The following is a 26,190-nucleotide window of genomic DNA, read 5'->3' as shown; positions in this document are numbered from 1 at the left end:
CCACAAACATTCTCCTGTATGCGGGTTTTTATTATGCGCTGTTTCATAACGATAAATGCTGCTGTTCTAGAATGTGAGGTCTATACCGAAAGCGATTGTTTTACTGAAAGGATACACACGGCCGTTGGCGTCTGACATAGCCTGTTCAGGATCTATATAGTCGCTTCTCAATTTGGTCCAGGTGAGCAGGTTCTCTGCGCTCACGAAGAGGCGCAGCTGCTGGATCTTAGCCCTTGTCAATAATTGCTTTGGCAGGGTGTAGCCAAGCGTAATATTTTTCAGGCGCAGGTAAGCAAGGTCCTGCATATACCTGTTGTTGGTAGCTCTTAATTCATTATTGGGATTCAATGCTACATAAGCCAGCAGGTTGGGGAAGTAGGCTTCCTTGTTGGCTTCGGAGTAGATGTCTTGTGTAAAGTTTTTAGGAATGAAAGAGAAGTACGGACGGGAATAAGGACCCCAGAAGCGATCGGCATTGTTGCCGGGATACCAGTTCATTTTGCCAAGTCCCTGGAAGAACACGGAAAGATCGAAGCCATTCCATTGTGCGCTCATATTGATGGCGTACTGGTAGCGGGGCGTATTGTTCCCTACAACTCTTTGATCGCCCGGATCTGTGATAGTGCCTGAACCTGAGCTGATCTTGTTATCTCCGTTAAGGTCAACCCAGCGGAGATCACCTGCCCTGATGGGAATATTGTTATCGGTACGCACCTTATTCAGAAATACCTGGTTAACGGGGTAAGTTCTTGCTTCAGCATCGGTGGTAAAGAATCCATCGGTGATGTAGCCCCATATCTCGCCTGCTTTTTTGCCATTGTAGAGGCTTCCCAATGTGCCGGTTTTGTCATGAGATGAAGTGATGATGGTTTGATTATCGCCCATATTTAATCCTACCTGGTAAATAAATGGTTTGCCCGCTACCGGGAACCTGTCTCTCCAGTTTACAGATACTTCAAAACCTTTCGTCTGAAGGTCTGCTGCGTTAACAACAGGAGAGGCGGCGCCAAATACAGAAGGCAGTGTGATGCCGTTTGCAAGAGAACCTGTTGTTTTACGAACGAAGTAGTCTAAGTTTACTGTAAGTCTGTTTTTGAGAAATGAAACATCGGCGCCACCATTATAGGAGTTGATCTTTTCCCAGGTGAGGTTGCTGGATACAGGTGCCGGATCGTTATAATATTTTACTTTCTCGCCGTTGAGAATATAGTCGAGCGTGCCGCCGGTGATGGTGGAGATATAAGGATAGTAGCTGTTGGAGATCAATGCCTGGTTGCCAAGCTGCCCTGCAGAACCTCTTAGTTTCAGATCACTTACTACTGATTTCAATGGGCTGAAAAATGCTTCTTCACTCACGCGCCATCCCGCAGAAACGGATGGGAAGAAACCCCAGCGTTGTCCTTTAGGGAAACGGGATGAACCATCGTAACGGCCATTGACTTCGAGAAGGTAACGTCCTTTGTAATCATAGTTAAAACGGAAGAAAACACCTTGCAGGGCCACTTCGCTGGAACCGCCGCCAACGGTTTGTGTGCCTGAAGCGAGGTTAAGGTCGTTCAAAGTGCCCGAGGCCAGGTCCATACGCGTAGCTGTGATCTTTTTGGGTAAACGTAACTCCTGGTTAAAACCTGTCACCAGTTTAAAGTTGTGCTGGTGGTTAATGTTTTTAGTGTAGTCTGCGTACAGGTTCATTACATGAACCTGGTTGAACTGTTGTGTTTCTGTGAGCTGATCAACGGCATATTTGGTAGCTGTTTCAATGACACCGGGGTACAGGGAATAAGTTGCCGGCGCCTGCCTGTAATACGACGGGTCGGTATACATGTTAAAGCTATAGTTACCGGTGATGTTGAAGTCTTTGAACGGTGTAACTGTTGCTTCATTAATAGTGGTGAATTCGTATTTGCGGTCGCGTCCACGTGTGTTGCCATTGATGAGCATGGAGAAAATGCCGTCGCCTATATCATAGGCGTTGAAGCCTGTGATATAAGTAGCGGTACCATCGGGGTTCATGGGAGCATAAGCAGGAGACGCATGCACGTTGATGTTTGTGAAGTTCGCGCTGCCGCCACCTTCCCTGCCGAAGTAATCGTAACTGGAGTGATAAAAGTTGGTATTGTTAGTGATCTTAAGCCATGGGTATAGTTTTGCAGTTACTTTTGCCCTGAGTGCTTTGGAACTGTACTTATCAGTATGCATGCGCATGATACCGTCCTTGTTTTTAAGGTTGCCATTGAGCATGAAACTTACCTTGTCGGTTCCTCCGCTTATAGAGATGTTGTGGTTTTGCATGGGCTGCCATTTGGTGAACATGATATCCCACCAGTCGTAGTTACCATAATAAACGTATTGATCTTTGCCGTTCCTGTTCTGGATGGTGATCCAGGGCCGGGAGGGATCTTCTGTTTTATCGTTCCTGCGGGCAAGTAATTCTTCATAATCACGCGGAGAATAACCAGAATATCCGCCTATATGTGCAAGGGCGTCGTCGTTCAATTTCATCCAGTCGTACCCGGTAGTGATAAAGTCGGTGCTAACGGTGGGGGTAGAGAAACTGAAAGCGTTGTTATAACGGAGTTGTGTTTTTCCGGATGCCCCCGTTTTGGTGGTAACCAGAACAACACCGAAGGCGCCCCGTGCACCATAGATCGCTGCTGATGCGGCGTCTTTAAGTACGGTGATGGTTTCTACTTCTTCAGGAGACAACCTGTCGAGGGTGCCGGGAATACCGTCGATGAGGATCAAAGGTTCTGTTGCCGCCGCTGCACCGTCGGCATTGATAGACCCGATACCTCTGATATTGATGGAGCCCATTTGACCCGGAGCGCCGCTGGCCACCCTGATATTAAGGTTAGGGATCGCGCCTTGCAGCATAGAGGTAATGTTAGTGGCGGGCCGGTCTCTGAGATCATCCCCGGAGATCTGGTTCACTGCACCTGTGAGGTTTACTTTCTTTTGGGTGCCATAACCAACGACCACTACATCCTGAAGATGGGCTTCGTCGATGGCCAGGCTAACCATTACTGTATTGGGAACGCCTTTCTTAATGACATAGCCCGTTACAGAGCGTTGCTGGTAACCGGCAGATACGAAATCGAAATGATAAGTGCCCGTTGTAGGTAATGCTGCCAGTATAAAACGGCCCAATGAATCGGTTATAGCCTGGTAAGCTTTGGGATTGAGCGAGTTGCGGCTTAGCACCGATACCGCCGCGATAGGGCGGCCTGTTTCATCGGTGACCATACCCCTTACTGATGCTGTATCCTGCGCTATGGTTGCTGCGGATACAGCAACTGCGATCATTAAAAGGAAATAATTTTTTAATAATGGTAAACGTTTAGACATATCAGCGGATTATGCTTGAAAATAAAATCTCAGCCCTAATACGTTTTACGTTCTGTATTCCCCCTAATGAAAACAAAATTATTTTGAGATAGTGAAAACCTTGTCACCGCTTTGTTTCAGTGTCATGCCTGTTGTCTGGCAAATGTTGTCCAGAATGCGGTCAATGGGTTGTGATGCATCTATGGAGAACATTACGTTGGTTGCTTCGGCGAGTTCCGTAGGGTAATGGATCTCTACTTTGTATTGGCGTGCCAGGTAGTCGAAAACTGTGCTCAGTTTTTTATTGCTGAAATTGAGGTAGTTGCGGACTGGCTTGCGATAAATGGCATTGTCTTCATTGTCTCCGGGGCTTTTGTTCCTGCCTGCAATGCCGGTGTTGTTTGCCTGCCTGCCCGGGATGTTTGCAAGCGTTTGGGGCGCTTTTGATGTGACTGTATAAAATTTGTTTTCTTTTTCAATGAACGCAATAGTTTCACCAATAACAGGATATCTTTTTATGGTGCTATCCTGGATTCTGCGGATCACTATTTTGCCTTCGTACAGGTGTACCCGGGGATCAGTTGTTTGTCCATCGACCTGGAATTTTGTACCGAGGGCTGTTGTGGCAATGCTCTGGCAATAAACAGTAAAAGGCAGGCCTGCTTTTGGGGCAACTGTAAATACGGCCTTGCCGGAAAGGCTTACCTGCCGGTGGCTGCTGTTATAATCCGGCTGGTACTTGATTTCACTGCCTGGGTATAGAAATATTACAGAACGATCAGGCAGTGAAAGCTGCTCAGGATTGGCAGAAATGTTTTTATAGGTAAAGGCTGCTATTTGTGTTACCGGGCTGTTATGATTGCCGGACATATAGTACAGGCTGCTTATAATAATGACCAGGATCGCTATTGCTGCGGAACCGCTGATGATCGCTTTCTTACGTTTGGTCCGGCCCAGGCTGGCGCGATATACCTGGTGATAGCTGGTCTCTTCTTCTTCGTTATGATGCGCTGAAGGACGTTGCTGAAGAAACTTCTGCCATTCTTCTTCTGAAAGGAAATCGTCCAGGTTCATAGATTGCTCTTTCAGGTGCCGGCTTAACGCCTCCATACCTTCCGGAGTATTCTCTTTATTATTTGGATGTTTATCCTTCATTTGTTCAGAAAAGATCAAGCCTGGATGTTCAGAAGTGCAAGATTATAACATATAACCAGAAAACAGAAAAAAGGCTTGATAAATCTCAGGGCGAGCGTTATATGGTTTTCTACTGTTTTGGGTGAAATGGCCAGTATTTCTGCTATTTCCCTGTTACTGTGACAATCTATTTTGCTTAATTCAAATACTTCTCTTCTTTTAGGGGGCAGCAGACTTACAATGCGTGCCAGCTTGTTCCTCGTTTCTTTATATGCAATATTATTTAAAAGGTCGTCGGAAGTGGATGGCGTGGCAGACATCATTTTATGATGTTTGTCGCGGGTCTGTATCTTCCTGATCTCATCGATCAGAACTGTTTTGGCGATCCTGAAAAGCTGGATCGAAATATCGATACCAGGATCGAGCTGGTGCCTGTATTTCCAGAGTTTTATAAAGCTGAGCTGAACAATTTCGCGTGCCTGGAATTCGGACCCTATCTTCTGAAGCAGGAACTGGTAAAGCGGATGTTGATATTCATCGAAGATCTCTCTGAACGTCGTTTCATTATCCAGTTTTAGTTCAGTAATACTGTGCATTGGGTTACGACTATTTAACGCGGCGTAAAAGTAAAACAGGCGCCAGATACATTTTCCCCGTAGTGGTGATGGTAACTTTAAAATAATAATGAATGGCTGTGTGGCGGCGCAGCGATCAACGCGGCTTGTCGCTGCTGGTTTATAAGATAATGATAGCATAACACGGGGTTTTAGCCCGGTTGCTGTATTAAGCGGGAAATTTGCCTTTCTTCTTCTATGGATCAGGTAAAAAGTATAAAGGAAGGAAACAGCAACAGCTTCCGTAAGGCCTACTATGAGTATCATTCGAGGCTTTACCGCTATATATATAAGTATACCCGATCCCACTATCTTGCCGAAGAAACTGTTCAGCTTACTTTTATACGTATCTGGGAAAAGCGTGAAATGTTGTCGGAACAATATGATTTACCGGCACAGTTATTCCGTGCGGCAAAAAGTATTGTAATAGATCTTTTGCGTAAGGAAGCTACGCATGTGAGCAGTCTTATACCTGAATCCGATTCTTCTTTGGGGTATGAATACAACCAGCAGGCGGAGCACAGGAACGAGATGGCGCTTGTCCTCAGTGAGATAGAGACACTCCCGTATGTATGTAAAAAGGTTTTTAAACTAAGCCGGTTTGAGGGACTGTCACATAAGGATATAGCCTCCGAGTTATCGGTATCACCCAAAACTGTTGAGGCACATATTGCAAAGGCCCTGCGACATTTAAGAAATGTGATCGGGATGTTTTTTTAGGGAACTCAGCGCCATTATTTATAATCCGGCAACAGGAATTCTATATAAGCTTCGGGCAATTTTCTCATCACGGCTGCTATCTGCCCATTATTTTCTATTATTAACTAATTGTTACGTACTAAGGGTAAATTCTTTTTCATACGAATACATGGTATGAATATTCCCGAAGCGGTTATCCAGAAATTTTTCAGGGGAGCGTGTACTGATGAAGAAGAGCGGCAGGTGAGGCTTTACTTTATTGAGTATCCCGGCGAGCTGGAGAAATATATGACAGAGGAGAGCTGGGAGGTTACCAGTGATTACCCGATGCCTGATGCATTAACGGCGTCGATGTTGAAAAGAATAGAGACCGAAACTTCGTTGCGTGTATTCCGGATGAAGCCAATGCAGTGGGTTGCTGCGGCTGCCGTTGCGGTATTGCTGGCAGGAGGCTTTTTGTTGTGGCAAGTGTTTCCGGGTAAGCAGCGGGCAATGGTTGCAGCTGCCGGCATTAAAAAGGATAGCCTTGTAAAACAGGAGAATACTTCGCGTGATACCATGTTCATTGCGATGCAGGATGGAAGCTCCGTTACGCTGGAGCCTAATAGTTCGGTTGCTTATTATCAGCCTTTCAGGAATAACAGCAGGGATCTTTATTTGAAGGGTAACGGATTGTTCCGGGTGAAGAATAGTAAGGTGCAGCCGTTTACAGTACATACTGCGCAGGTGGCGACCACTGCTTTAGGAACTTCGTTCCGTGTGCGCGAAGATAAAGGAGGTAAAGTGAGTGTGCGGTTATATAGCGGAAAGGTAAAGGTGCAGGCAGTATCGACTGAGGGCAAGGGATTGAACAGCAGCGCTGTTACTTACCTGGATCCGGGGCAGGAACTGGTTGTGGCTGTTAATGGCAATCCTATTGTCAGGACCTTCGATGAGCGGCCTGCGATGAAGGCGACTACGGAAAAGAAAGCGGTGACGGCGCCTGCTGTTGTAACGTTTAAAGATGAACCGCTAAATAGTGTGCTCGCTCAGTTGCAACGCAGTGGAAGCATACGGATCCGTTTTAGCGAAGAAGATGTGGCGGATATGACTTTTACAGGCGTTTACAATCCGGCAAAAGAAACTGCAGATAACTTTTTAGAGACACTTGTATTACTTAACGGGCTTACGATCAGAAAAGAAAATAACATCTATTATATAAACAGGTAAATGTTGCAAAAATCCTGTTGTGCCGGTGGCAGGTACCCCCCGGTAATCATTACCCAGGTAATGAACAGGCACTCTTTTGCCAATTATAAAATCACAAACATGAACAAAAAACTTCGTCCGACAACGTTTATGCAAAAAAGGCTGCTGTGGCTGTTGGTATTACTGCCGGCGGCGGTATACAGCTACGGGCAGCAGACTACTGCTGTGGTAACAGGTATAGTTAAATCGGAAAACGGGGATGCGTTACCGGGTGTAACAGTTAAGGCTGCCGATAAGGCCGGAACCTTCAACTCTACGGTAAGTACTAACACCAGGGGAATCTTTACTTTTTCGGCTGTTCCTGTTGGTGGCCCTTATTCTTTTATTGTCAGTTCGCTGGGATATATTTCTGATACGCTTAACGGTTATATGGCTAAAGAGAACGGTCGTATTACTTTATCGGTGGTGCTGAAAGAAAAGTTGCAGAACCTCGACAATATTGTGGTGGTTGGCTATGGCAAAACTTCAAAAGCCAATATCACAGGCGCTGTTACTTCGGTACAGGCTGAAGACTTCAACCAGGGGGTATTCAGTTCGCCTGCACAATTGCTGCAAGGTAAGGTTGCGGGTTTGAACATTACCAAAAGTGGGAACCCTAATGAGAATCCGGGTGTGATATTACGCGGTCCATCGAGCTTCAGAGCGGGTGCGCAGGAGCCTTTCTACGTAATAGACGGTGTACCGGGAGCTTCGTTATACCTGGTAGCTCCTGATGACATCGTGAGCATTGATGTATTGAAGGACGCGTCGTCTACTGCCATCTATGGCTCACGCGCTGCAAATGGTGTTATTATGATCACTACGCGTAAGGCAAAACCCGGACAGGCAAGACTGGCATATAGCTCTTACGTAGCGTTTGAAAGCATTTCAAAGACAATAAATATGGCAACCGGCGACCAGCTGCGTGCATTTGTGGAAAAGCAGACGCCGGTACTGGACTTTAAAAATCCCGCCATCAACCTCGACCAGACTGAATATGATGCCGACGATGCCAGCAATACCAACTGGCAAAAAGAAGTAACACGTACCGGCGTTTCGCACAATCATAACCTTTCTTATAGTGGCAGCTCGGGAAATTCGGATTATGGCGCCAGTGTAAACTACCTGAACAACCAGGGTATTATCCGTAATTCCTCTATGGACAGGATGATCATCCGCGGGAACATAGGCCACAGGGCTTTCAACGACAGGCTGAAACTGAGTTTGAATATCACCAACAGTAATACTACCAACAACGATATTCCTTCGCAGGTTTATAACAATATGCTGACTTATTTACCTGTTACAGGTGTAAGGAATGCCAACGGTACTTTTAAGGAAGACGTGACCCGTACTCCAGGTGCAATGGGGTATTATAACCCTGCTTCCCTGATCGAGAACAACCTGATCCAGAACAAGACACAATTGTTCCTTGTAAACGGAACGGTGAAAGTGAATATCCTCAAAGGACTCGACTTCAACACTTTGCTGTCGATGCAGAAAGAACAGGTGAATTACAACAGTTATTATAATTCACAATCGATGCTGGCGCAGGGTAAAAACGGTGCGGCTACGCGTACTGCTGTAACCAATACCAAGAAGGTCCTGGAATCGTACCTGGATTATGACAGGAGCTTTGGTGAGCATCACGTGAAATTACTTGCCGGTTATTCGTTCCAGGAAGATAAACTGGGCGACGGTTTCGGCGCTTCGAACCAGGGCTTTTTAACTGATGACCTGACCTGGAATAACCTGGGATTAGGTGATAACTCGGAGCTGGTGAACTTTGGTGATATTTATATAAAGTCGCTGCGACTGATCTCTTTTTACGGAAGGTTGAACTATGAGTATAAAGGCAAGTACCTGTTACAGGCTTCTATGCGTAGGGATGGTTCTTCTGCCTTTGGCAGAAACAACCGTTGGGGTATGTTCCCTGCGGTATCGGCAGGCTGGAATTTACACCGTGAAGCTTTCCTGCAAAATGCAAGGTTCCTGAATCAACTCAAGCTGCGTGCGGGTTATGGTGTTTCGGGCAATACCGCAGGCTTTGATCCTAATATCTCTTTGCTGCTGTACCGCTCCGGTACCGGCGAGAAATTCTATTATAACGGTCAGTTCGTTAACTCGGTACGTACTTCTCAGAATGAGAACCCCAACCTGAAGTGGGAGCGTACTTCAATGGTGAACGTAGGCTTAGACTTCGCGTTGTTCCGCAATATACTTTCCGGTTCAATTGACGTGTATGAGAAACGTACTTCTGACCTGATTGGCAGCTATGATGTTTCTACCACTATTTATTCTTATGGTTCTTATGTCGCCAATGTGGGCAAAATGAGCAATAAGGGTATTGAACTGGTGCTGAATGCAAATGTTATTAAGAAAGGTAGTTTCAGCTGGACTACTTCGGTAAACGTTGCACATAACGTAAACAAAGTACTTTCTATATCGAACGATATGTTCTCTGCGGCACGTTTCTATGCTGCTGCTGATATCATTGCCAGGAGCCAGTCGAGCGTTTCAGGTTACCAGGTGATAGAGGCCGGTCATGCGCTGGGTAGTTTCTATACCAGGAGATACGCGGGTAAGGATACAAAGGGCATGTCGTTATTTTATGGCAAAGACGGATCAGTATCCGGTTCCAATGACAACTGGGAAAACTTTGATTATACCGGTTCTGCGCAGCCTAAGATCTTATATGGCTGGAACAACAGCTTCAGCTACAAAGGTTTTGATCTCAACTTTTTCCTGAGGGGTGTTGCTGGTAATAGGATCCTGAATGCTACCTGGGCGTATATGAGCAACCCTACGCTGGCTAACAATACCAATATTCCTGTAGAAACTTTGTCAGAGTCTGCGGCAGATACCAAGAACTCCTTTATTTCGGACAGGTTTATCGAGAGCGGCTCTTTCCTGCGTTTGGATAACGCTACCCTGGGATATTCTTTCCAGACAAAAGCTGCTTATCGTTTCCGTTTGTATGTAAGCGGTAATAATATTTTTACAGTCACTGACTACAGAGGTATGGATCCTGAAGTTAATATGTCCGGGCAAACACCTGGTATTGACAACAGTAACTTTTATCCCAAGACACGTTCTTTCCTGGTTGGTGTGAATATGGTGTTTTAATTGAATCCTTTTATTTAAAGCGTAATAATGATGAATAAGTTATTCCTGATATTAACCGGTGCCGCTGCTGTTGTTTCAACGGGCTGCACGAAGCTGGATGTGGATGCGGAATCTGAATTAACGCCATCTACATTCCCTAAATCGGAAGCTGCTTATATTGCTGCATCCGGTCCTGTTTACCGGAAGTTATCAACTTCCGATTTCTCTACCGGTTACTGGTGGAACGTGGAATTATCTACCGACGAAGCTATTATTCCTACCCGCGGTAGCGGTTACTACGATGGCGGTAAATACATCGCGCTTCATAAGCATAGCTGGAATGCGGAAGATCCTACGATAAAGGGTACCTGGTCATGGGGGTACAGCGCCATCTCCGAGTGTAACAGGATCCTGGATCTTTTCTCCAAAGCGGAAAACAGCGACCTGAAGAATACTTCTATAGCGGAATTGCGTGCTATGAGAAGCCTGTTTTATTTCTATATGATGGATCTGTTCGGAAACATTCCCATTACCAGTTTCGGTACTGCGGAACTGCCTAAGCAATCGACCCGCAAAGAGGTGTTTGATTATATAGAAAAAGAGCTGCTGGCTGTGATCCCCAATTTGCCTGCTCCTTCTACTGTTGGCCAGGCTAACTACGGCAGACCTACGCGCTGGATGGCTTATGCTTTACTACAGAAGTTATACCTGAATGCGGAGTATTATACTGGTGCCAACAAGTACGTGGCTTCCGTGGAGTATGCCGATAAGCTGCTGAATGAATCGTCATTACAATTGGTTGCCAATTATGCCGACCTGTTCTCGCCTACCAATGGTGCTAACAGTGAAACTATCATGGCTGCTATTTTTGATCCTGTAGAAGCCAAGGGTAATCACCTTACGCGTTACTCCCTTCACAGTACTTTACGTAACAAGTATAAACTGCCTTATAGTCCCAGTAACGCTATGTGTACTGTGCCTGAGTTCTACAACCTGTTTAAGTTAGCTGGCGATGTGAGGAACAGTACCTGGCTGGCAGGAAAGCAGTTTGATAATGATGGCAAGGCTATCATGAATGGTTCGGCCCAGTTGGATCTTACTCCGGAGATCGTGCTTACCGATGCGGCTACGATGAATGTAGGTACTGAAGTTGGCGGTATTTCAAGAGGTGCACGTTCTATTAAATTCTTCCCCGACCCTAATTCTTCTACTGACCGTTACCAGGGTAATGATATTCCAATCTTAAGGCTGGCGGATGTGTACCTGATGAAGGCTGAAGCTATCCTGCGCGGTGCTGCTGCCACTTCTGTGAAGGGAGAAATGCAGACACCTGATGTGCTGGTTCGGAAGATCCGTTCCAGGGCAGGTGTCACCACTCCTGTATCGGGTGTAACGTTAGATCAGCTTTTGGATGAAAGAGGCCGGGAACTGGCATGGGAATGCTGGCGTCGTAATGACCTGATCCGTTTCGGAAAGTATGAAGGCAAGTGGGGATTCAAAGAAGGCGGCGAAAGCGTTGATCGCAGGCTCTTCCCTATTCCTTCAACTGAAAGGGTGCTGAATCCTAATCTTAATCAGAATAAAGGTTATAACTAGTATGAAGCAATTGTTTATCCTATTAGCTGGTCTGTGTTCCGTAGCAATGCTACAGGCACAGGCTCCTCTTACAGATGACCAGGGTTATCGCGGTGGTTCTATTGAAGGGCTGAAGAAGCCGGCAAAGGCGCTTAATTTTATAGTGATGGGCGACTGGGGCCGTAATGGCGAGAATTATCAGAAGGAAGTTGCGGCAGGTATGGGCAAGGCTGCGCATGACCTGGACGCTTCTTTTGTGGTAGCTGTGGGTGATAATTTCTATCCTTATGGTGTTGCCAGTACACAGGATCACCAATGGATCACTTCCTATGAATCTGTTTATACTGCACAGTCCTTACATGTTAAGTGGTATGTTGTACTAGGTAATCATGATTATATCACAAATCCTGATGCACAGGTTGCTTATACCAAAATGAGCAGCCGCTGGACGATGCCTTCACGTTATTATTCAAAGACGTTCAACATCAATGGTGATACGGCACAAAAGGTATTGATGCTGTTTATTGATACGGACCCGATAGAAAAGCAATTACGTGGTCAGGCTCACGACAGTATTAAATATCCTGCCGGTGCGGTAGAAACGCAGCTCAGATGGATGGAGCAGGAACTACAGGCCAGCAAGGCTACCTGGAAGATCGTTGTGGGGCATCATCCTGTTTATACAGGCGGATGGCGCGCAGATATACAGGACACTAAAAATATGCGGGGTGTGCTGGAACCGTTGTTCAGGAAATATGGCGTTGAGTTGTATATCTCGGGCCATGAACATCACCTGGAGTATACCAAACCTGCGGGTAATACGCATTATGTGATATCGGGTGCAGCTTCGGAATCACGACCCGCTGCGCTGAATAAAAATGGCGGACAATTTACAGCAGCTACACAAGGGTTCACTACATTTTCAGTGACACCTGAGGAAGTGACCGTACAGTTTATCGATCACAATGATAAGGTGATCAATGTTTCTTCATTGAAGCATTTCAGGTAGGTGGCAAAGGGTCTCTTGTTTGTCTTTAATAGGCCTGGCTGGCGCCAGGCCTATTTTTTGGGTTGTTTTCAGCTAATAGTTTATCGAGTTGCTGATCGCTGATCTCTTTGTCGGTTATTGCACCTTCTTCTGCAGTTTCACGAAAGGCATTGGCGGAGCCGTCTGAAAGGGCTTCCTGCCATTCCCCGGCTTGAAGATGTTCTTTTGCTTTTATAAGATGTTTTTTTGTATCGGGATGGTTCTTCTTTTCTGCATTCATCATACACTGCTATTTATTTAAATATAACGAAAATATATGCCAAAAACAAGTGCCGTTGTGGTGAATATTCCACATCGTCAGATGGACGAATTATTGCATAGGGAGGTGAGGCACTTTTTGCACGCAGGTGAATTATTGCATGCGGTTTGCAGATATGCCTGTACTTGTAAATACTATGAAACAACAAAATCCATATCGAAGGAGGCCTGGCGTATTTTATCATTCCAGTGGTGTCACTGATGTTATTGTATGGGCTCCTTTGAAAGAATCGGTTAGTTTGGAAATAGCAGGCTCCGGGTCATTGTCTATTCCGTTACAGAAAGATAAATGGGGATATTGGATATTGCAGACCACTTTACTGCAGCCTGGCGACCTGTACAGGTTTTCTGTCGATGGCGCCGCGCCCGTTCCTGATCCGGCTGCTGTATCGCAACCGCAGGGGGTGCATGGGCCATCGGAAGTGGTTGACCGTGCATTTGACTGGACCGACCAGGAGTGGAAGGGTGTAAGAAGGGATGAGCTTATCATTTATGAGTTGCATATCGGATGTTTTACGGATAAACATGATTGCGAGGGGGTAATAAGTAAGCTGCCTTATCTGAAAGAGCTTGGTATTACTGCCATCGAGCTGCTTCCTGTGGCGCAATGCCCGGGGAACCGTAACTGGGGATACGATGGAGTTTATCCCTATGCGGTACAGCAGGCTTACGGTGGCTTAAAGGCTTTTAAACAGTTGGTGGATGCTGCTCATGAAGCTGGTATCGCGGTATTGCTTGATGTGGTTTATAATCATTTCGGGCCCGACGGTAACTACCTTGAATGTTATGCTCCTTATTTCACGGACAAGTATAAGACCCCATGGGGAAAGGCCCTGAATTTTGATGATGCATGGTGTGACGGTGTGCGCAATTATTTTATAGAAAATGCTTTGTTCTGGTTGGGAGAATGCCATGTAGACGGGCTTAGACTGGACGCTGTGCATGCGATATGGGATTTCAGTGCACATCACGTGATGCAGGAACTGAAAGAGGAGGTGCGCTTACTGGAAGAAAAATCGGGTGTACATAAACTACTTATTGCGGAACTGGATCTCAATCATCCCAGGTATGTTACCGGCATAGGAAAGGGTGGTTACGGGCTGGATGCACAATGGATAGATGAATTCCATCATTCGGTACACAGCCTGCTTACCGGCGAGCAGGATGGTTATTATGAGGATTTTGGTGATATGTGGCAGCTGGAGAAGGCTTTCCGTGACAGTTATGTTTATGATGGTATTTATTCGGAACACCGGAAAAAACTGTTTGGGGCGCCGGTGGGAGAGTTGTCTTATTCTTCGTTCATTGCTTTCATTCAGAATCATGACCAGATAGGAAACAGGGCATTGGGAGACCGGCTGTCTTTGTGTCTTACAAAGGAGCAGCTAAAACTTGCTGCGGGGCTTTTGCTGTTATCGCCGCATACTCCATTATTATTTATGGGAGAAGAGTATGGCGAAACCAACCCATTCCTTTTTTTCACCGACCACCAGGATCCCGAACTGGCGGAGATTGTACGCAAGGGAAGACGTGAGGAGTTTTCCTATTTCAATTTTAAGGACGATTTCCCTGATCCCCAGGATCCGGAGAGCTTTGACAAGTGTGTGCTGTCATGGAATTACCGGGGAAGTGATTTATATAAATGGTACAGGGAATTGATCCAGCTCAGGAAAACGAGAACTGCCTTACTGGCGCGGGACCGTCATCATATGAAGATCATTAAACAGGGGGATGTTCACAGCAGGCTGTTAATAGCGGAACGAAAGGGAGGCGGTGAAACGCTGGTGCTGCTTTTCAACTGCAGTGAGCTGGTTCAGCAAATGCCATTGGTTTACAGTGGCGCAAGGCTTGTGCTGAGTTCGGGTAGTGATACCGCCGTTCCTGCCTTTTTGCCTGGTTATTCTGTTATTGTTTTAGAAGTTTAAAAAGATATTACATGAACTTTCCTTCTTCGACCTATCGTGTTCAGCTAAACAGCAGTTTTACTTTTCAGCATCTTTTAAAGATCCTTCCATACCTGCATCGTCTTGGTATTTCCACTATCTACGCTTCGCCGGTTGGCACTTCAGTTCCCGGTAGTACGCATGGCTACGATGTTACAGACCCCTGTCAGATAAATCCTGAGATAGGTACATTGGAAGAGTTGAAGGAGCTATCGCAACAGTTAAAAGCCCTGGGAATGTCGTGGTTACAGGACATTGTTCCGAATCATATGGCGTTCAGTTCCGCGAACAAGCGGTTGATGGATGTATTGGAGCGTGGTGAACGCTCGCCCTATTATAACTATTTTGATATCAACTGGGGCTTATATGGTAAAGAGCATGGTGGAAAGGTGATGCTGCCGGTGCTTGGTGAAGATGCAGCGGAATGTTTCAATAAAGGGGAAATAAAACTGGCCTGGCAGGAAGAGGGTGTTATGATCGTGTATTATGAGGAACAGTATCCTGTTGCACCGGGCATTTACGAATACCTGTTGCCGGTGAGCCAGGCTGTTTGGCGCGAACGTGTTGACAGGCTTTACGATGATTGGGCTGCACCACTTGAAGGCTGGACGGCCCAGAAGCACGTGTTGATTGAAGCAGTGCGGGAAGACGCTGAGGTGCTTGCTTATGTAACGCAGCGTTTGAACGAAATAAACAGCCATCCTAGAGAACTGATGAAGTGGGTGAATTGCCAGTGTTATGAGCTGGCCTGCTGGCAAAAAGCGGATACTCATATGAACTACCGCCGCTTTTTTGCCGTGAACGCGCTTATCAGTTTGCGTATGGAGAACCCTGCTGTTTTCGAGGATTATCATCAGTTGCTGCAGGAACTATGCAAAGATCAAATGATCCAGGGTGTAAGGATTGATCATATAGATGGTTTATGTCATCCCAGGGAGTATATTGAACGGCTCAGGAAGTTGCTTGGAGAGGACTGTTATATGATTGCGGAGAAGATATTAGAGTATCAGGAGCAATTACCGGGAGACTGGAAGCTCGAGGGTACGAGCGGTTATGAATTTCTTTCCTTCGTGAACCAGGTATTGACGAGCCAGGACGGGGCTTTGCGCTTAAAGGATTTTTACCAGCGTTGGGTACCTGGTATGCCTCCTTACGAAGATCTTGTATTTGAGAAAAAGTATGAATTCCTGAAGGCCTATTTAGCAGGCGAGTGGGATATGCTGACGAATTACCTGGAATCGTTACAGGTATTACAAGGTGTTTCCTATAGCCGTGAGCGGCTCAGGAAGGCATTAGGTGTTTGGATGGCGGCATTACCTGTGTACAGGATCTATGCAGACAGTTTTCCTTTGCCTGAGGCAGAACGGCAGTTGGTTCGCAGGGCTTTTGCCATTGCGGCTGTAAAGGCGCCTGATTGCAGTGAGGAACTGGAAGCCCTGGAGACTTTGTTTGAGGGTAACGGCAATCCTCAGCGTGCAGCCAATAAGATCAAGTTTATCATGCGGCTGATGCAATTCACCGGTCCGCTGGCTGCAAAGGGTGTGGAGGATACCGTCTTTTATTTATATAATCCATTGATCTCGCATAATGAAGTTGGCGACTCGCCGGTGCGTTTAGGTATTTCAATCGATGCGTTCCATAAAAAGATGGCTGACCGTTTATTGAATAGCCGTTATTCATTAAATACAACGTCTACGCATGACACGAAGCGGGGAGAAGATGCACGCCTGCGTATCAATGTGCTTGCTGAAATGGCGGAAGAGTGGACGGTGCTGGTTCAGCAGTGGAACAGGGTTAACAGTACGTTCTGTGAGGAGGCGGGGCTGATGATAAAGCCTTCGTTCAATGATGAGTATTTCATTTACCAGTCGCTTATAGGCAGCTATCCTGCCACGGGAAGGCATGACGAAACATTCTATGAGCGTTCAAAGGCGTTTATTGTAAAGGCGTTAAGGGAGGCCAAGGAGTATACGACCTATACGCGGATCAACAGTTCGTACGAGGATGCCTGCGTTCGCTTTATCAATGGCATTATTGATTATCCTCCATTCATGGAAAGTTTTGTGCCATTTGTGCAGAAGGTTGTTGCTGTAGCATCGGTGTATACATTAGGGCAGGTTGTTATCAAGTGTACAGCGCCGGGCATACCGGATATTTACCAGGGCTGTGAGCTATGGGATACGAGTTATGTAGATCCTGATAACAGGAGAGCCGTTGATTATGTGCATAGGGAACAGCTGATGCAGCTGCTGGAGGCAAAGGAAGGAGAAGGCGCACGCGCGGAATTGCTGGAGTGGCTGATGCAGGAGCGTTCTACAGGCGTGGAGAAATTATTTGTTACAAAAGAGGTGTTACATTTCAGAAAAGCGCATCAGGAATTGTTCCTGGAGGGTGATTACAGTCCTCTGACAATTGTAAACGCTGGAAAGCATGTGCTGGCATTTGCCAGGCATTGGAAAGGTAAATGGGTACTTGTTGTTGTACCGGTAGATATTACACAATGGACAGAAGCGCGCGCGGGTCATGCTTTATGGGATAAGCTGGCCATAGAATTACCTGGCGGGGCTCCCGATGTATGGCGTGAACTATTTACCGGTGTTACTGTTCATCGCGAGAATGGTTTATTGCCGCTGGCACCTTACCTGGATCGTTTTCCTGTGGCTGTTCTGGAGGCGTAGACTGTTGTTGTCCTATATATTTAAATGCGATGATCGTGCCGCGTTGTTCGGGTACGGCTTTACTATGCTGTGTAGGTCCCGATGAAACTGTGCTGCTGTCTGTAGCCAGGTAAATGGTGTTGCCATCGGGTGAAACGGCGATATCACGGTAACGGACCTTTGCATTGAAGTAATGTAAAGGCTCTCCCTTTATTTTATCACCGTTTTTTGAGAGGAGGAGACGAATCAGTTTTCCTCCTTTTAATGTTGTTACCAGGAGTGAGTTATGCCATCCGGGTATGGCTGTTGATTGATATACTTCTATCGAGGAGGGGGCTTCGGAGGGCCAGTCGGGCATTTCTTTTCCAGGTTCCTGCAAGACCCCGAAAAGCTTTGTCAGTGAATCATTGGAAACAGGGTAGAGGCTTAGCAGCGGATCACGATAAATGGAACCTATTGTATTTGCATTCGCATGTTCATCGTTGATGAGCGGGTAGGTAGAGTGCCATTTGCCAGGCAAGCTGCTGTCGCGGGTGGTTCCTGCTGCGAGCTGGTTGTAATTGTTATCGTTGTAGCCAATAACAAGGGGATGCCCATAATTCATTCCTTTTTCGACAAGGTTAATTTCATCATCGGAGAAGGGGCCGTGTTCGGCTGCATAGATCCTGTTTGTGCCCTGGATCACTGCCTGGCAGATACCCTGGGCGTTCCTGTGGCCATACGACCAAACTGCATTCTGAACAGTAGAATTAAAAGGGTTATCATTGGGGATCCACTTATCGTAACGGCCTGTGTCGTTGTCGGGTATAGTACAAAAACGTAATACTTTTCCCTCATAACTCCCTGTTTGCTGGGCGTGGTTTGACCTGCCGGCATTGCCATACTGGCCTGCACCCATATCGCCTACTGTGTAGAAGAGATAATAATTATTGTTTACGGGGGCTATTAATAGTCTTCCGCCATTATGATCGTTACTGCCCGGTATGGTATCGCAGATGATAACCGGTTGTTCGAGGCGCTGGGTACTGGCGTTGTAGGAGAAGCGTGCGATGGTTGTTTTAAAAAAACATCCTTTATTGCCTTCGAGGCATCCTTTGCCGGTGCTATCAGCACCGGCAAAGCTGGAGAGCCAGGCCAGGTAAACGTAGGGGTGTTCTTTGGCAAAATTGGGGTGGATGGCCATTCCCATAAGGCCGCTCTGCGGCCAGGGTTTGCCTCCGGACTGCTCTTCGGGCAGCAGGTCGTAACGCGGGAAGTTTTTCGCACTATCCAGGTTTAGCACAACAGATTTTATGCTGGTAAGCGGATGAATTCTGCAAACGCGGTAGCCACGTGATTCTGTGACCCATAGGTATTGATCGGGGCCAACAGTTATTTCCCATGGATCGCTTAAGCCTGAAGCAACGGTGCAAACGGAAAATAGTTCACCATATGGTCCTGTGACGGTTTTCTGCGCTTTTACCTGTACGCTGATACAGGTTAATAAAATGATAAAGAAGGTATTTTTCACAAACATAGAGGGTGATATACAAGAAATCTGCCAGGTGTTTAGCCTGTATCTGGTGGACGTGCACGATGTTTGCATGAAGAACTTTAAAACCAGAAAGCATGAAAAAGATAATCGCGGCTATGTTAATACTGACAGTATGTGCCGGATCGGTAATGGGGCAGATACGTAAGATGCCTTCCGAAGTAACCAATGCATTTAAAGAAATGTTTCCAAAAGCTGAAAATGTATCCTGGAAAGATAACTTAACGAGCTGGCATGCGGAATTTACCAATGGAGGTGTAGAAACGCATGCATGGTTTACGAGTAAAGGTGAGTGGAAAGAGACGAATAAAATGATGGCGTTTGAAGCGCTTCCGGAGGCAGTGAAGGATGGTCTTGAGAAAAGCAAGTACCACGAATGGACACCGGGTGAAGTGGCTGAGGTTACCAAAAAAGATAAATCGCTTCAGTACCGTATTTATGTAGAGAAGAGTTCGCTTGTACAGAAGAAATACCTGTATTTTAATGCAAAGGGTCAGTTGCAGCGTGAGGCGCAGACACTGTAGCAGCCCATAAAATTTTAACAAAAAAAACAAATGGCACCTCCCCCCAGAGGTGCCATTATCTTACACACTATCCATTCTCCGCTATGAGTTAGCCGCATAACCGTACCAGTTAATACGGCGGCTTATATACATTACGATGGCGAGCATTACGAACAGTCCTATACTTCCCACCAGCAGGGCTGTGTCTTCGAGCCTGATTAGGATGAAGATAAAACCATAGAGTGCGCTCAGCAGGCCGGCGAAAATGCCTGCTATTTTCCAGTTGCCGAAGTAGCCTTTGACATACAATGAGATAAGAGATACAGTAGCTACAGTGGCTATAAGATAAGCCAGGTCGAATTGAATGAATTCGCTTATAGAAAGCAGGAGGGTATAGAACACTGTAAGTGCTAATCCTACCAGCAGGTATTGTAATGGGTGTACCGGGCGTTTGTACATGAGTTCTACCATAAAGAACAATGCAAAGCTAAGGCCTATGAACAGTATGGCGTATTTGGTGCAGCGCAGCGTTTTAACATATTGGTCTGCCGGTTCCATCATGGTGAGGCCGAATGCCAACGCCTGTTTGTTCACTGTTTCTGTTGTTATGGCAACAGGGAAAGGCAGGTTTGCCTGATTAAAATTCCAGGTTGCATGAAATCCGTCCGGACCGGGGTCGGCTGGCAATGAAGGCAGTGCGCTGCCGTCGAAAGAAGGACTTGGCCACGGAGAGCTTAAGCTGAAGCTGCTATTGGCGGCAAGGGGCGCAAAATGAAGCTGGCTGCTGCCTTTAAGCTGCAATGGCAAACGGAAAGAGAGGGTAGTATCTAAATTGGTGGTTGTCAGCGCCAGGGGGGCTGAGAAACCGGAATTGTCTATTTCAGAAGTAGGCAGGCCGGGTTGCAGTGTATGCGGGATGTTGTTCACTTGCAGCTGGAGTTTGTCTTCTATTCCTTTGAAATCGGAAATACCGATGCATATACGTGATTCGCCGAGTTTCAGATTTGTGGCGGGGATGTTCTCGGGCAGAACGAAACGGAAATGGCCAGTACATTCAATTTTTGCCTTATACAGTAGTACCTGGTAAATAGAGCGATGCTTTTGTGCAGGGGTTACTGTTCCGTCTACTTTCAATTCTTCGGGGAGCAGGATCATTTTTTGGGTGACAGGCTGTTTTCCCGGCTGGGAGACGGAGTAGGGGATAACGAGGTAGGGGCCTGTAAAGGTTTGTGCCGTTGCCCATTTGCTGCTTACCTCTTCTACTACCTGTTTCTGGCGTTGTTCTCTTTCTTTAACCAGGTTATTGACATATTGGGCGGGGACCAACATGATAAGGATGAGAAATCCTGTAATGAAGGCCTTAAAGAAGACCTTGTTGGTGAAGCGGTTGGGGGCTTGATCAGTTGTCATATTTTTTTGTTTTAAAGTGCTTTGTTTTACAAAGTGTATGGGTAAAAAAATTACTCTATGGCGCGGATCATTTTTTCGAGGGCTTCGAGATGTGATTTAAATGCTTTTTCGCCTTCTTTGGTAACCGAGTAGGTGGTATTGGTTTTTTTGCCAATAAATCCTTTTTCTATTTTGATAAAGTTGTTTTCTTCGAGGGTTTTGAGGTGGCTGGCGAGGTTACCGTCGGTGATATCGAGCAATTGTTTAAGGTCGTTGAAGTTCACGGATTCATTGACCATGAGTGCGCTCATGATGCCTAGCCTTATGCGGCTATCGAAAATTTTATTGAGATTTTCTATCGGATTCTTCATTGCCTTTGTTTAGTTGCGTTCGTATTTATACCACATAACGATGCCATAAATGATGTGTGATATACCAAATCCGAGCGTCCAGAAATGGAGGCCGTAACCGATCCGCCAAAGATTCAATGCTCCGAGTATAAGTTGTGTATAAGCGAGGTACCTGATTTCAACGAGGGTATAACGGGATGCGTTGAGGAGGGCGAGGCCGTAGAAGAAGAGGCAACCGGGGGCTATGAGTCCATAGGCTCCCGCATCTGCTATTTTAAGTATAAAGATGCCCCCAACAGCCATTGGGACGGCTACAGCGACCATTACTTTGCGGGCAGTGTTGCCCCATAGCGGAATCCCGGTTTGTTTACTGCGGAGCCATGTAAAGACGATGGCGAGGAAAAGTGCTGCAATGAATACGACAGCAGCCAAAACGAAAAGGCGCGATTGGAGTATTACGCTGGCTGGTCTTGTTCCGGAACTGTACAGTATTTCTTCGCTTTCGCTGAAGGCCGGATCCTGGAGCCAGGAGTGGGCTATGAAAGCGCCTATAATGGCGCAAATACCTGCTGCTACTCCGCTAAGGCCGCTAAGGCTGATGAAGCGGCTGCTTTTTTCCATCATTTGTTTAATGTCTTGGAGGGCAGCCAGGTGCTGGTTGGATTGCGTCATAAGAAAAGCACTTTGATTCCCAAAGTAATGCCGTTTATTTTGAATGACAAAATTTATTTAGGCAGGAGACGATAAGGCAGATGACGGATAGTTGTTTGTATGGTTGAGATTGCAGGAGGGGGGATGCAAAGGGGAAGGGAGAAAAAGTTACCAAAAATAAGCGTTAACACTGCTATGAGATAAATTCTTACTATTTTCATCGCGCATAACCCTGTTCGCGGGGTGGTAACTATTATAGGCGTTTAATTAGACGAAAAATCCTGAAAACTGTAGAATGATCGCTGATTCTTTATTAAAACTTGCCAGATTCGCTGTAGTAGGGTTTACGGGATTGTGTATTGATTTTGGTATTACCTGGTTTTGCAAGGAAAAGCTTTCTCTGAATAAGTTTGTGGCGAATACCTGCGGGTTTACGTTTGCCGTAGTCAACAATTTCATATTGAACCGGATCTGGACGTTCCAAAGTACAAATCGTTTGTGGCATCTTGAGTTTGCGCGGTTTGCCGGGTTTGCTTTAATAGGACTGGTATTGAACAATCTATTGCTATGGTTTTTTAACGAGCGCCTGCATATTCGTTTTTATGTGGCTAAGGCGGGGGCTATTGCCTGTGTGTTTGCCTGGAATTTTTTAAGCAACTTTTTGTTCAACTTTCATTAACCTAACTGCATGTATCGAAAAAAGCTCTGGTACCTGATCGTTGTTGCTACCCTGGTGCGTTTGTTGGCGGCTATGCTGCTGGAATTAGGGAACGATGAGGTTTATTATTACACTTATGCGTTGCATTTACAGCCTAATTATTTTGATCATCCTCCGGCTGTAGCATTCCTGGTCCGTGCTTTTACGTTTAACCTGCATTTTTTGCAGGAGGTATTTGTAAGGCTGGGCGCCATTGTGTTTGCTGCTTTGGGTACATGGCTTTCTTTTTACATAGGCAAGGCTATCAAAAATGAGCGGACGGGCTGGTATGCTGCCGTATTGTATACTGCCAGTTTATATTCTTCACTTATTGCAGGTACTTTTATTTTGCCTGACAGTCCGCAGGCCGTTTGCTGGCTGATAGCACTTTATTACATGCTGCAGATCGTTCAGGATGGCATTGCGGGTCATAAGTCGTCGCTTGCATTATGGATACAGGTTGGTTTATTCAACGGGCTTTGTATCATGTGTAAGGTGCATGGTGTTTTCCTGTGGGGTGGTTTTGGGTTATATGCTTTAATCTATAACCGGCGGATCTTTGCTGTGCCGGGGTTTTACCTGTCGATTTTACTGACGGCGCTTATCATCAGTCCTATTCTGCTCTGGAATGTGCAGAACAATTTTGTGACATGGACGTATCATAGTGAGCGGGTGGAGGTGCAACAGCTTATGCTGGACAAGGATAGTTTTATACAGACTATTTTCGGCCAGTTCTTTTACAATAACCCGGTGAACGTGGTACTTATAGTAATTACTTTACTATATCTGCGTCGTAATATGCTTTTGCAGCGTGATGTCAAGATATTACTGCTGTGTTGTGGATTACCCATTATTGCGGTGGTTAGCGTGCTTTCGCTTTTCAGGTCAGTGCTGCCTCACTGGAGCGGTCCTGGTTTTATGACCCTTTGTTTTATTGCTGCTTCGTATCTTGACAGGCGTGCTGAGCGGTTGCAGGAGAAGCTTCCTTTGTTTTTGCGTGGAGGTTTGGTATTTTTATTGGTAGTAGTGGTGGGGGGAACCTGTTTAATCAGGTTTTATCCCGGCACGATAGGTGATAAAGAAGCGGAGGCTTCGTATGGGGAGGGGGATTTTACGCTGGATTTGTATGGCTGGCGTAATTTCAGTGTTGATTTCCGGGATTGGTTTGTGCAACAGGAGCGGGAAAAGCAGCTAAATGCGGGCATCCCTATTGTTTGCAACAAGTGGTTTCCGGCGGCTCACCTGGAATATTATGTGGGGCGGCATATACAATCGCCTGTTATTGGTATTGGTGAGTTAAACGATTTGCATCATTATGCCTGGCTGAATACATGGCGGCCAGGTTTACAGAAGGGAGCCGATGCCCTTTGTATTGTTCCAAGTAATTATCCTTTACATCCTGTGGATACCTATAAAACAACCTTTGAATCCGTTATTCTGTTGCACAGTTTTGCTGAAAAAAGGAACGGGCGCATCTCCCGGTACTTTTATGTGTACCGGTTAAAAGGTTTTAAAGGTGCGGAATACACATTATGAAAAGAGTATCCATTAAAGACATTGCCCGTATAACGGGTACTTCGCCGACTACGGTATCGTTTGTATTAAATGGCAAAGCCGACAAAATGCGTATCAGCCGTGAGGTGGCTGACCGGGTTATTGCGGCGAGCCGGAGCGAGGGTTATTTTCCGAACCAGGTTGCAGTTAGTTTACGTACGGGGCATACCAATATATTAGGGTTGCTGGTGGAGAGTATGGGCGGGCAGTTTTTTGCCAGGCTTGCACATGCTGTGGAAAAGGAGGCCTCATTATTTGGATATAAGATCGTGTATTGCAGTTCGGAAAACGATAAAGAGCGTGGGCGGGATATGGTACAGATGCTGGCGCAACGCCAGATGGACGGTTACCTGATCACGCCTGCATTTGGCATGGAAGAGGAATTGCAGTGGTTACAGAAACAAGGCAAACCTATTGTTCAGGTAGATAGTTACCTACCCGGTATCGAGCTACCTTATGTGCTGGTAGACAGCTACAATGGTGTGATGACGGGGGTGGATCACCTGGTTGCCAACGGCCGCAGGAATATTGCATTTGTTACTGTGGATCTGAACCTGGTTCAGATCCATGACCGGGAGAACGGTTATCGCGACGGGTTACGAAAATATGGATTGGCTGATACGGAGGCGGTGTTGAGTATTGCTTACGAGCATGTAGGCAATGAGAATGGCGTGAAGACCATTGCTGATTTTCTGCGTGCGCATCCTGAAACGGATGCTCTTTTCTTTGCAACGAATTACCTGGGCATCATGGGGCTGGAGGCCATTGTACAGCTGAAGCTGGGGATGCCTGAAGATATTGCTATCCTTTCGTTTGATGATCATGATGTATTCCGTTTATATCCTACGGGTATATCGGTGATAGAGCAACCTATTGAGGCGATAGGCAGTACATCGGTGCAGTTATTGATGGATCAACTGGGCAAGTACGATGCACCGGGGAAGGGGTTACCCTGCCAGGTGAAGTTATCTCCGCGACTGGTGGTAAGGCAGTCGACCATTAAATAAATCAATACTATGGAATACCGCACACTGGGCAAATCGGGTTTGCAAATCAGCGCTATTGGTTTTGGATGTATGTCGCTGCAGCCTGATGCACCGCACAATCAGCAGCTTATTGATAAGGCAATAGAAAAGGGTATCAATTTTTTTGATACTGCCGACCTGTATGCAAAGGGGATGAATGAGCGTATGCTTGGAAGCTACCTGAAGGGGAAGCGCAGGGATGTTATCCTGGCGACCAAAGTGGGTAACCAGTGGCGTGAAGATGGAAGCGGGTGGGACTGGAATGCTTCGAAGGAATATATATTATCGGCGATAGAGGATAGTTTACAAAGACTTGGAACTGATTATATAGACCTGTACCAGTTACATGGCGGTATGCTGGAAGATCGTAAAGAAGAAGTGGTGGAGGCGTTTGAGTTATTGCAGCGGCAGGGGAAGATCCGTTATTACGGGATATCGTCGATAAGGCCGAATGTTATAGACTGGTATGTTCGTCATTCTTCGATCGCCAGTGTGATGATGCAATACAGCCTGCTTGACAGGCGGCCGGAGGAGCATTGTCTTGATCTGCTGCAGCAGCACCAGGTGGGCGTGCTGGCAAGGGGCAGCCTGGCCGGCGGGCTGCTGATAAACAAGCAGCCACAGGATTACCTGGGGCATTTTGCTACTGTAGTGGAGCAAGGTGCAACTGCTATCCGTGAGCAGTCGGTAACTCACAGAGACAGTGTGCAAACTGCTATCCGGTATGTATTAAGCAATGCTGCTATCAGCAGTGTAGTAGTAGGTATAAGAACTGCGCAGCAGCTACAGGAAGCATTACTGGTGCCTGCAGCCCCTGATCTGACGGCGGAAGAGATAGCTGCACTTCAGGATGCCGTGCCTGCCAATTTTTATGAACAGCACAGGTTATAAGCCATTAAATTAATT

At 46.3% G+C, this 26,190-nt stretch carries 20 protein-coding genes; 12 read left to right on the top strand and 8 right to left on the bottom strand.

Annotation, left to right across the window (positions count from 1 at the left end):
* Positions 1-66: 66 nt before the first annotated feature.
* The 3 genes from ESB13_RS13360 to ESB13_RS13350 form a co-directional block, all read right to left on the bottom strand.
* On the bottom strand, positions 67-3,303 hold the full coding sequence (locus ESB13_RS13360; RefSeq protein ID WP_164974202.1) for a SusC/RagA family TonB-linked outer membrane protein: 3,237 nt from the start codon (positions 3,301-3,303) through the stop codon (positions 67-69).
* Between the two features lie 120 nt (positions 3,304-3,423).
* The gene (locus ESB13_RS13355) at positions 3,424-4,479 is read right to left on the bottom strand and encodes a FecR family protein (RefSeq protein WP_129004073.1); all 1,056 of its coding nucleotides are present in this window, start codon (positions 4,477-4,479) and stop codon (positions 3,424-3,426) included.
* 14 nt (positions 4,480-4,493) lie between these two features.
* Positions 4,494-5,054, bottom strand: a complete 561-nt coding sequence (locus ESB13_RS13350; RefSeq protein WP_164974201.1) for a sigma-70 family RNA polymerase sigma factor — start codon at positions 5,052-5,054, stop codon at positions 4,494-4,496.
* Positions 5,055-5,270: 216 nt separating this feature from the next.
* On the opposite strand from ESB13_RS13350, the gene ESB13_RS13345 reads away from it, so the two are divergent.
* The 5 genes from ESB13_RS13345 to ESB13_RS13325 all read left to right on the top strand — a co-directional run bounded on the left by ESB13_RS13345 (position 5,271) and on the right by ESB13_RS13325 (position 12,687).
* Positions 5,271-5,792, top strand: coding sequence for an RNA polymerase sigma factor (locus tag ESB13_RS13345; RefSeq protein WP_129004069.1), 522 nt, complete (start codon positions 5,271-5,273; stop codon positions 5,790-5,792).
* A gap of 153 nt (positions 5,793-5,945) precedes the next feature.
* Complete coding sequence (locus ESB13_RS13340; RefSeq protein ID WP_129004067.1) at positions 5,946-6,980, top strand: FecR family protein; 1,035 nt, start codon at positions 5,946-5,948, stop codon at positions 6,978-6,980.
* A gap of 99 nt (positions 6,981-7,079) precedes the next feature.
* Positions 7,080-10,124, top strand: coding sequence for a SusC/RagA family TonB-linked outer membrane protein (locus ESB13_RS13335; RefSeq protein ID WP_220399673.1), 3,045 nt, complete (start codon positions 7,080-7,082; stop codon positions 10,122-10,124).
* Between the two features lie 27 nt (positions 10,125-10,151).
* Positions 10,152-11,699: a RagB/SusD family nutrient uptake outer membrane protein gene (locus ESB13_RS13330; RefSeq protein WP_220399672.1), complete on the top strand. Its 1,548-nt coding sequence runs from the start codon at positions 10,152-10,154 to the stop codon at positions 11,697-11,699.
* Position 11,700: 1 nt separating this feature from the next.
* On the top strand, positions 11,701-12,687 hold the full coding sequence (locus tag ESB13_RS13325; RefSeq protein WP_129004065.1) for a purple acid phosphatase family protein: 987 nt from the start codon (positions 11,701-11,703) through the stop codon (positions 12,685-12,687).
* A gap of 25 nt (positions 12,688-12,712) precedes the next feature.
* On the opposite strand, the gene ESB13_RS13320 is transcribed toward ESB13_RS13325, so the two are convergent.
* Positions 12,713-12,949 (bottom strand): hypothetical protein, encoded by a 237-nt coding sequence (locus ESB13_RS13320; RefSeq protein ID WP_129004063.1) that lies wholly within the window; start codon positions 12,947-12,949, stop codon positions 12,713-12,715.
* Between the two features lie 172 nt (positions 12,950-13,121).
* Between ESB13_RS13320 and treZ the strand changes: the two genes are divergently transcribed.
* The gene (treZ, locus tag ESB13_RS13315; RefSeq protein WP_164974200.1) at positions 13,122-14,909 is read left to right on the top strand and encodes a malto-oligosyltrehalose trehalohydrolase; all 1,788 of its coding nucleotides are present in this window, start codon (positions 13,122-13,124) and stop codon (positions 14,907-14,909) included.
* Positions 14,910-14,920: 11 nt separating this feature from the next.
* Positions 14,921-17,605 (top strand): malto-oligosyltrehalose synthase, encoded by a 2,685-nt coding sequence (gene treY, locus ESB13_RS13310; RefSeq protein WP_129004059.1) that lies wholly within the window; start codon positions 14,921-14,923, stop codon positions 17,603-17,605.
* On the opposite strand, the gene ESB13_RS13305 is transcribed toward treY, so the two are convergent.
* Positions 17,526-19,100, bottom strand: coding sequence for a PQQ-dependent sugar dehydrogenase (locus ESB13_RS13305; RefSeq protein WP_164974199.1), 1,575 nt, complete (start codon positions 19,098-19,100; stop codon positions 17,526-17,528). The genes treY and ESB13_RS13305 overlap by 80 nt on opposite strands.
* Positions 19,101-19,192: 92 nt before the next feature.
* Here ESB13_RS13305 and ESB13_RS13300 point away from each other — a divergent pair, with 92 nt between their 5' ends.
* Positions 19,193-19,639 carry a PepSY-like domain-containing protein gene (locus tag ESB13_RS13300; protein WP_129004055.1) on the top strand — a complete coding sequence of 149 codons (447 nt, stop codon included), beginning with the start codon at positions 19,193-19,195 and terminating at the stop codon, positions 19,637-19,639.
* A gap of 81 nt (positions 19,640-19,720) precedes the next feature.
* On the opposite strand, the gene creD is transcribed toward ESB13_RS13300, so the two are convergent.
* From creD to ESB13_RS13285, 3 genes are read right to left on the bottom strand one after another with little or no spacing between them, the layout of a single operon-like run.
* The gene (gene creD / locus ESB13_RS13295) at positions 19,721-21,028 is read right to left on the bottom strand and encodes a cell envelope integrity protein CreD (protein ID WP_129004053.1); all 1,308 of its coding nucleotides are present in this window, start codon (positions 21,026-21,028) and stop codon (positions 19,721-19,723) included.
* Positions 21,029-21,078: 50 nt separating this feature from the next.
* Positions 21,079-21,378 carry a winged helix-turn-helix domain-containing protein gene (locus ESB13_RS13290; RefSeq protein ID WP_129004052.1) on the bottom strand — a complete coding sequence of 100 codons (300 nt, stop codon included), beginning with the start codon at positions 21,376-21,378 and terminating at the stop codon, positions 21,079-21,081.
* A 9-nt stretch (positions 21,379-21,387) separates the two neighbouring features.
* Complete coding sequence (locus tag ESB13_RS13285) at positions 21,388-22,029, bottom strand: hypothetical protein (RefSeq protein WP_129004050.1); 642 nt, start codon at positions 22,027-22,029, stop codon at positions 21,388-21,390.
* Positions 22,030-22,303: 274 nt separating this feature from the next.
* Between ESB13_RS13285 and ESB13_RS13280 the strand changes: the two genes are divergently transcribed.
* The 4 genes from ESB13_RS13280 to ESB13_RS13265 are packed head-to-tail and all read left to right on the top strand — an operon-like array spanning position 22,304 to position 26,175.
* Positions 22,304-22,687, top strand: a complete 384-nt coding sequence (locus ESB13_RS13280; protein WP_129004048.1) for a GtrA family protein — start codon at positions 22,304-22,306, stop codon at positions 22,685-22,687.
* Between the two features lie 9 nt (positions 22,688-22,696).
* The gene (locus ESB13_RS13275; RefSeq protein ID WP_129004046.1) at positions 22,697-24,241 is read left to right on the top strand and encodes an ArnT family glycosyltransferase; all 1,545 of its coding nucleotides are present in this window, start codon (positions 22,697-22,699) and stop codon (positions 24,239-24,241) included.
* Positions 24,238-25,266 carry a LacI family DNA-binding transcriptional regulator gene (locus ESB13_RS13270; protein WP_129004044.1) on the top strand — a complete coding sequence of 343 codons (1,029 nt, stop codon included), beginning with the start codon at positions 24,238-24,240 and terminating at the stop codon, positions 25,264-25,266. The genes ESB13_RS13275 and ESB13_RS13270 overlap by 4 nt, the downstream gene beginning before the upstream one ends.
* A gap of 9 nt (positions 25,267-25,275) precedes the next feature.
* Positions 25,276-26,175: an aldo/keto reductase gene (locus tag ESB13_RS13265; RefSeq protein WP_129004042.1), complete on the top strand. Its 900-nt coding sequence runs from the start codon at positions 25,276-25,278 to the stop codon at positions 26,173-26,175.
* Positions 26,176-26,190 lie beyond the last annotated feature (15 nt).

The sequence above is a fragment of the Filimonas effusa genome (genome assembly GCF_004118675.1).
Classification (GTDB): Bacteria; Bacteroidota; Bacteroidia; order Chitinophagales; family Chitinophagaceae; genus Filimonas; species Filimonas effusa.
This window is presented reverse-complemented; position numbering and strand designations above follow the sequence as displayed.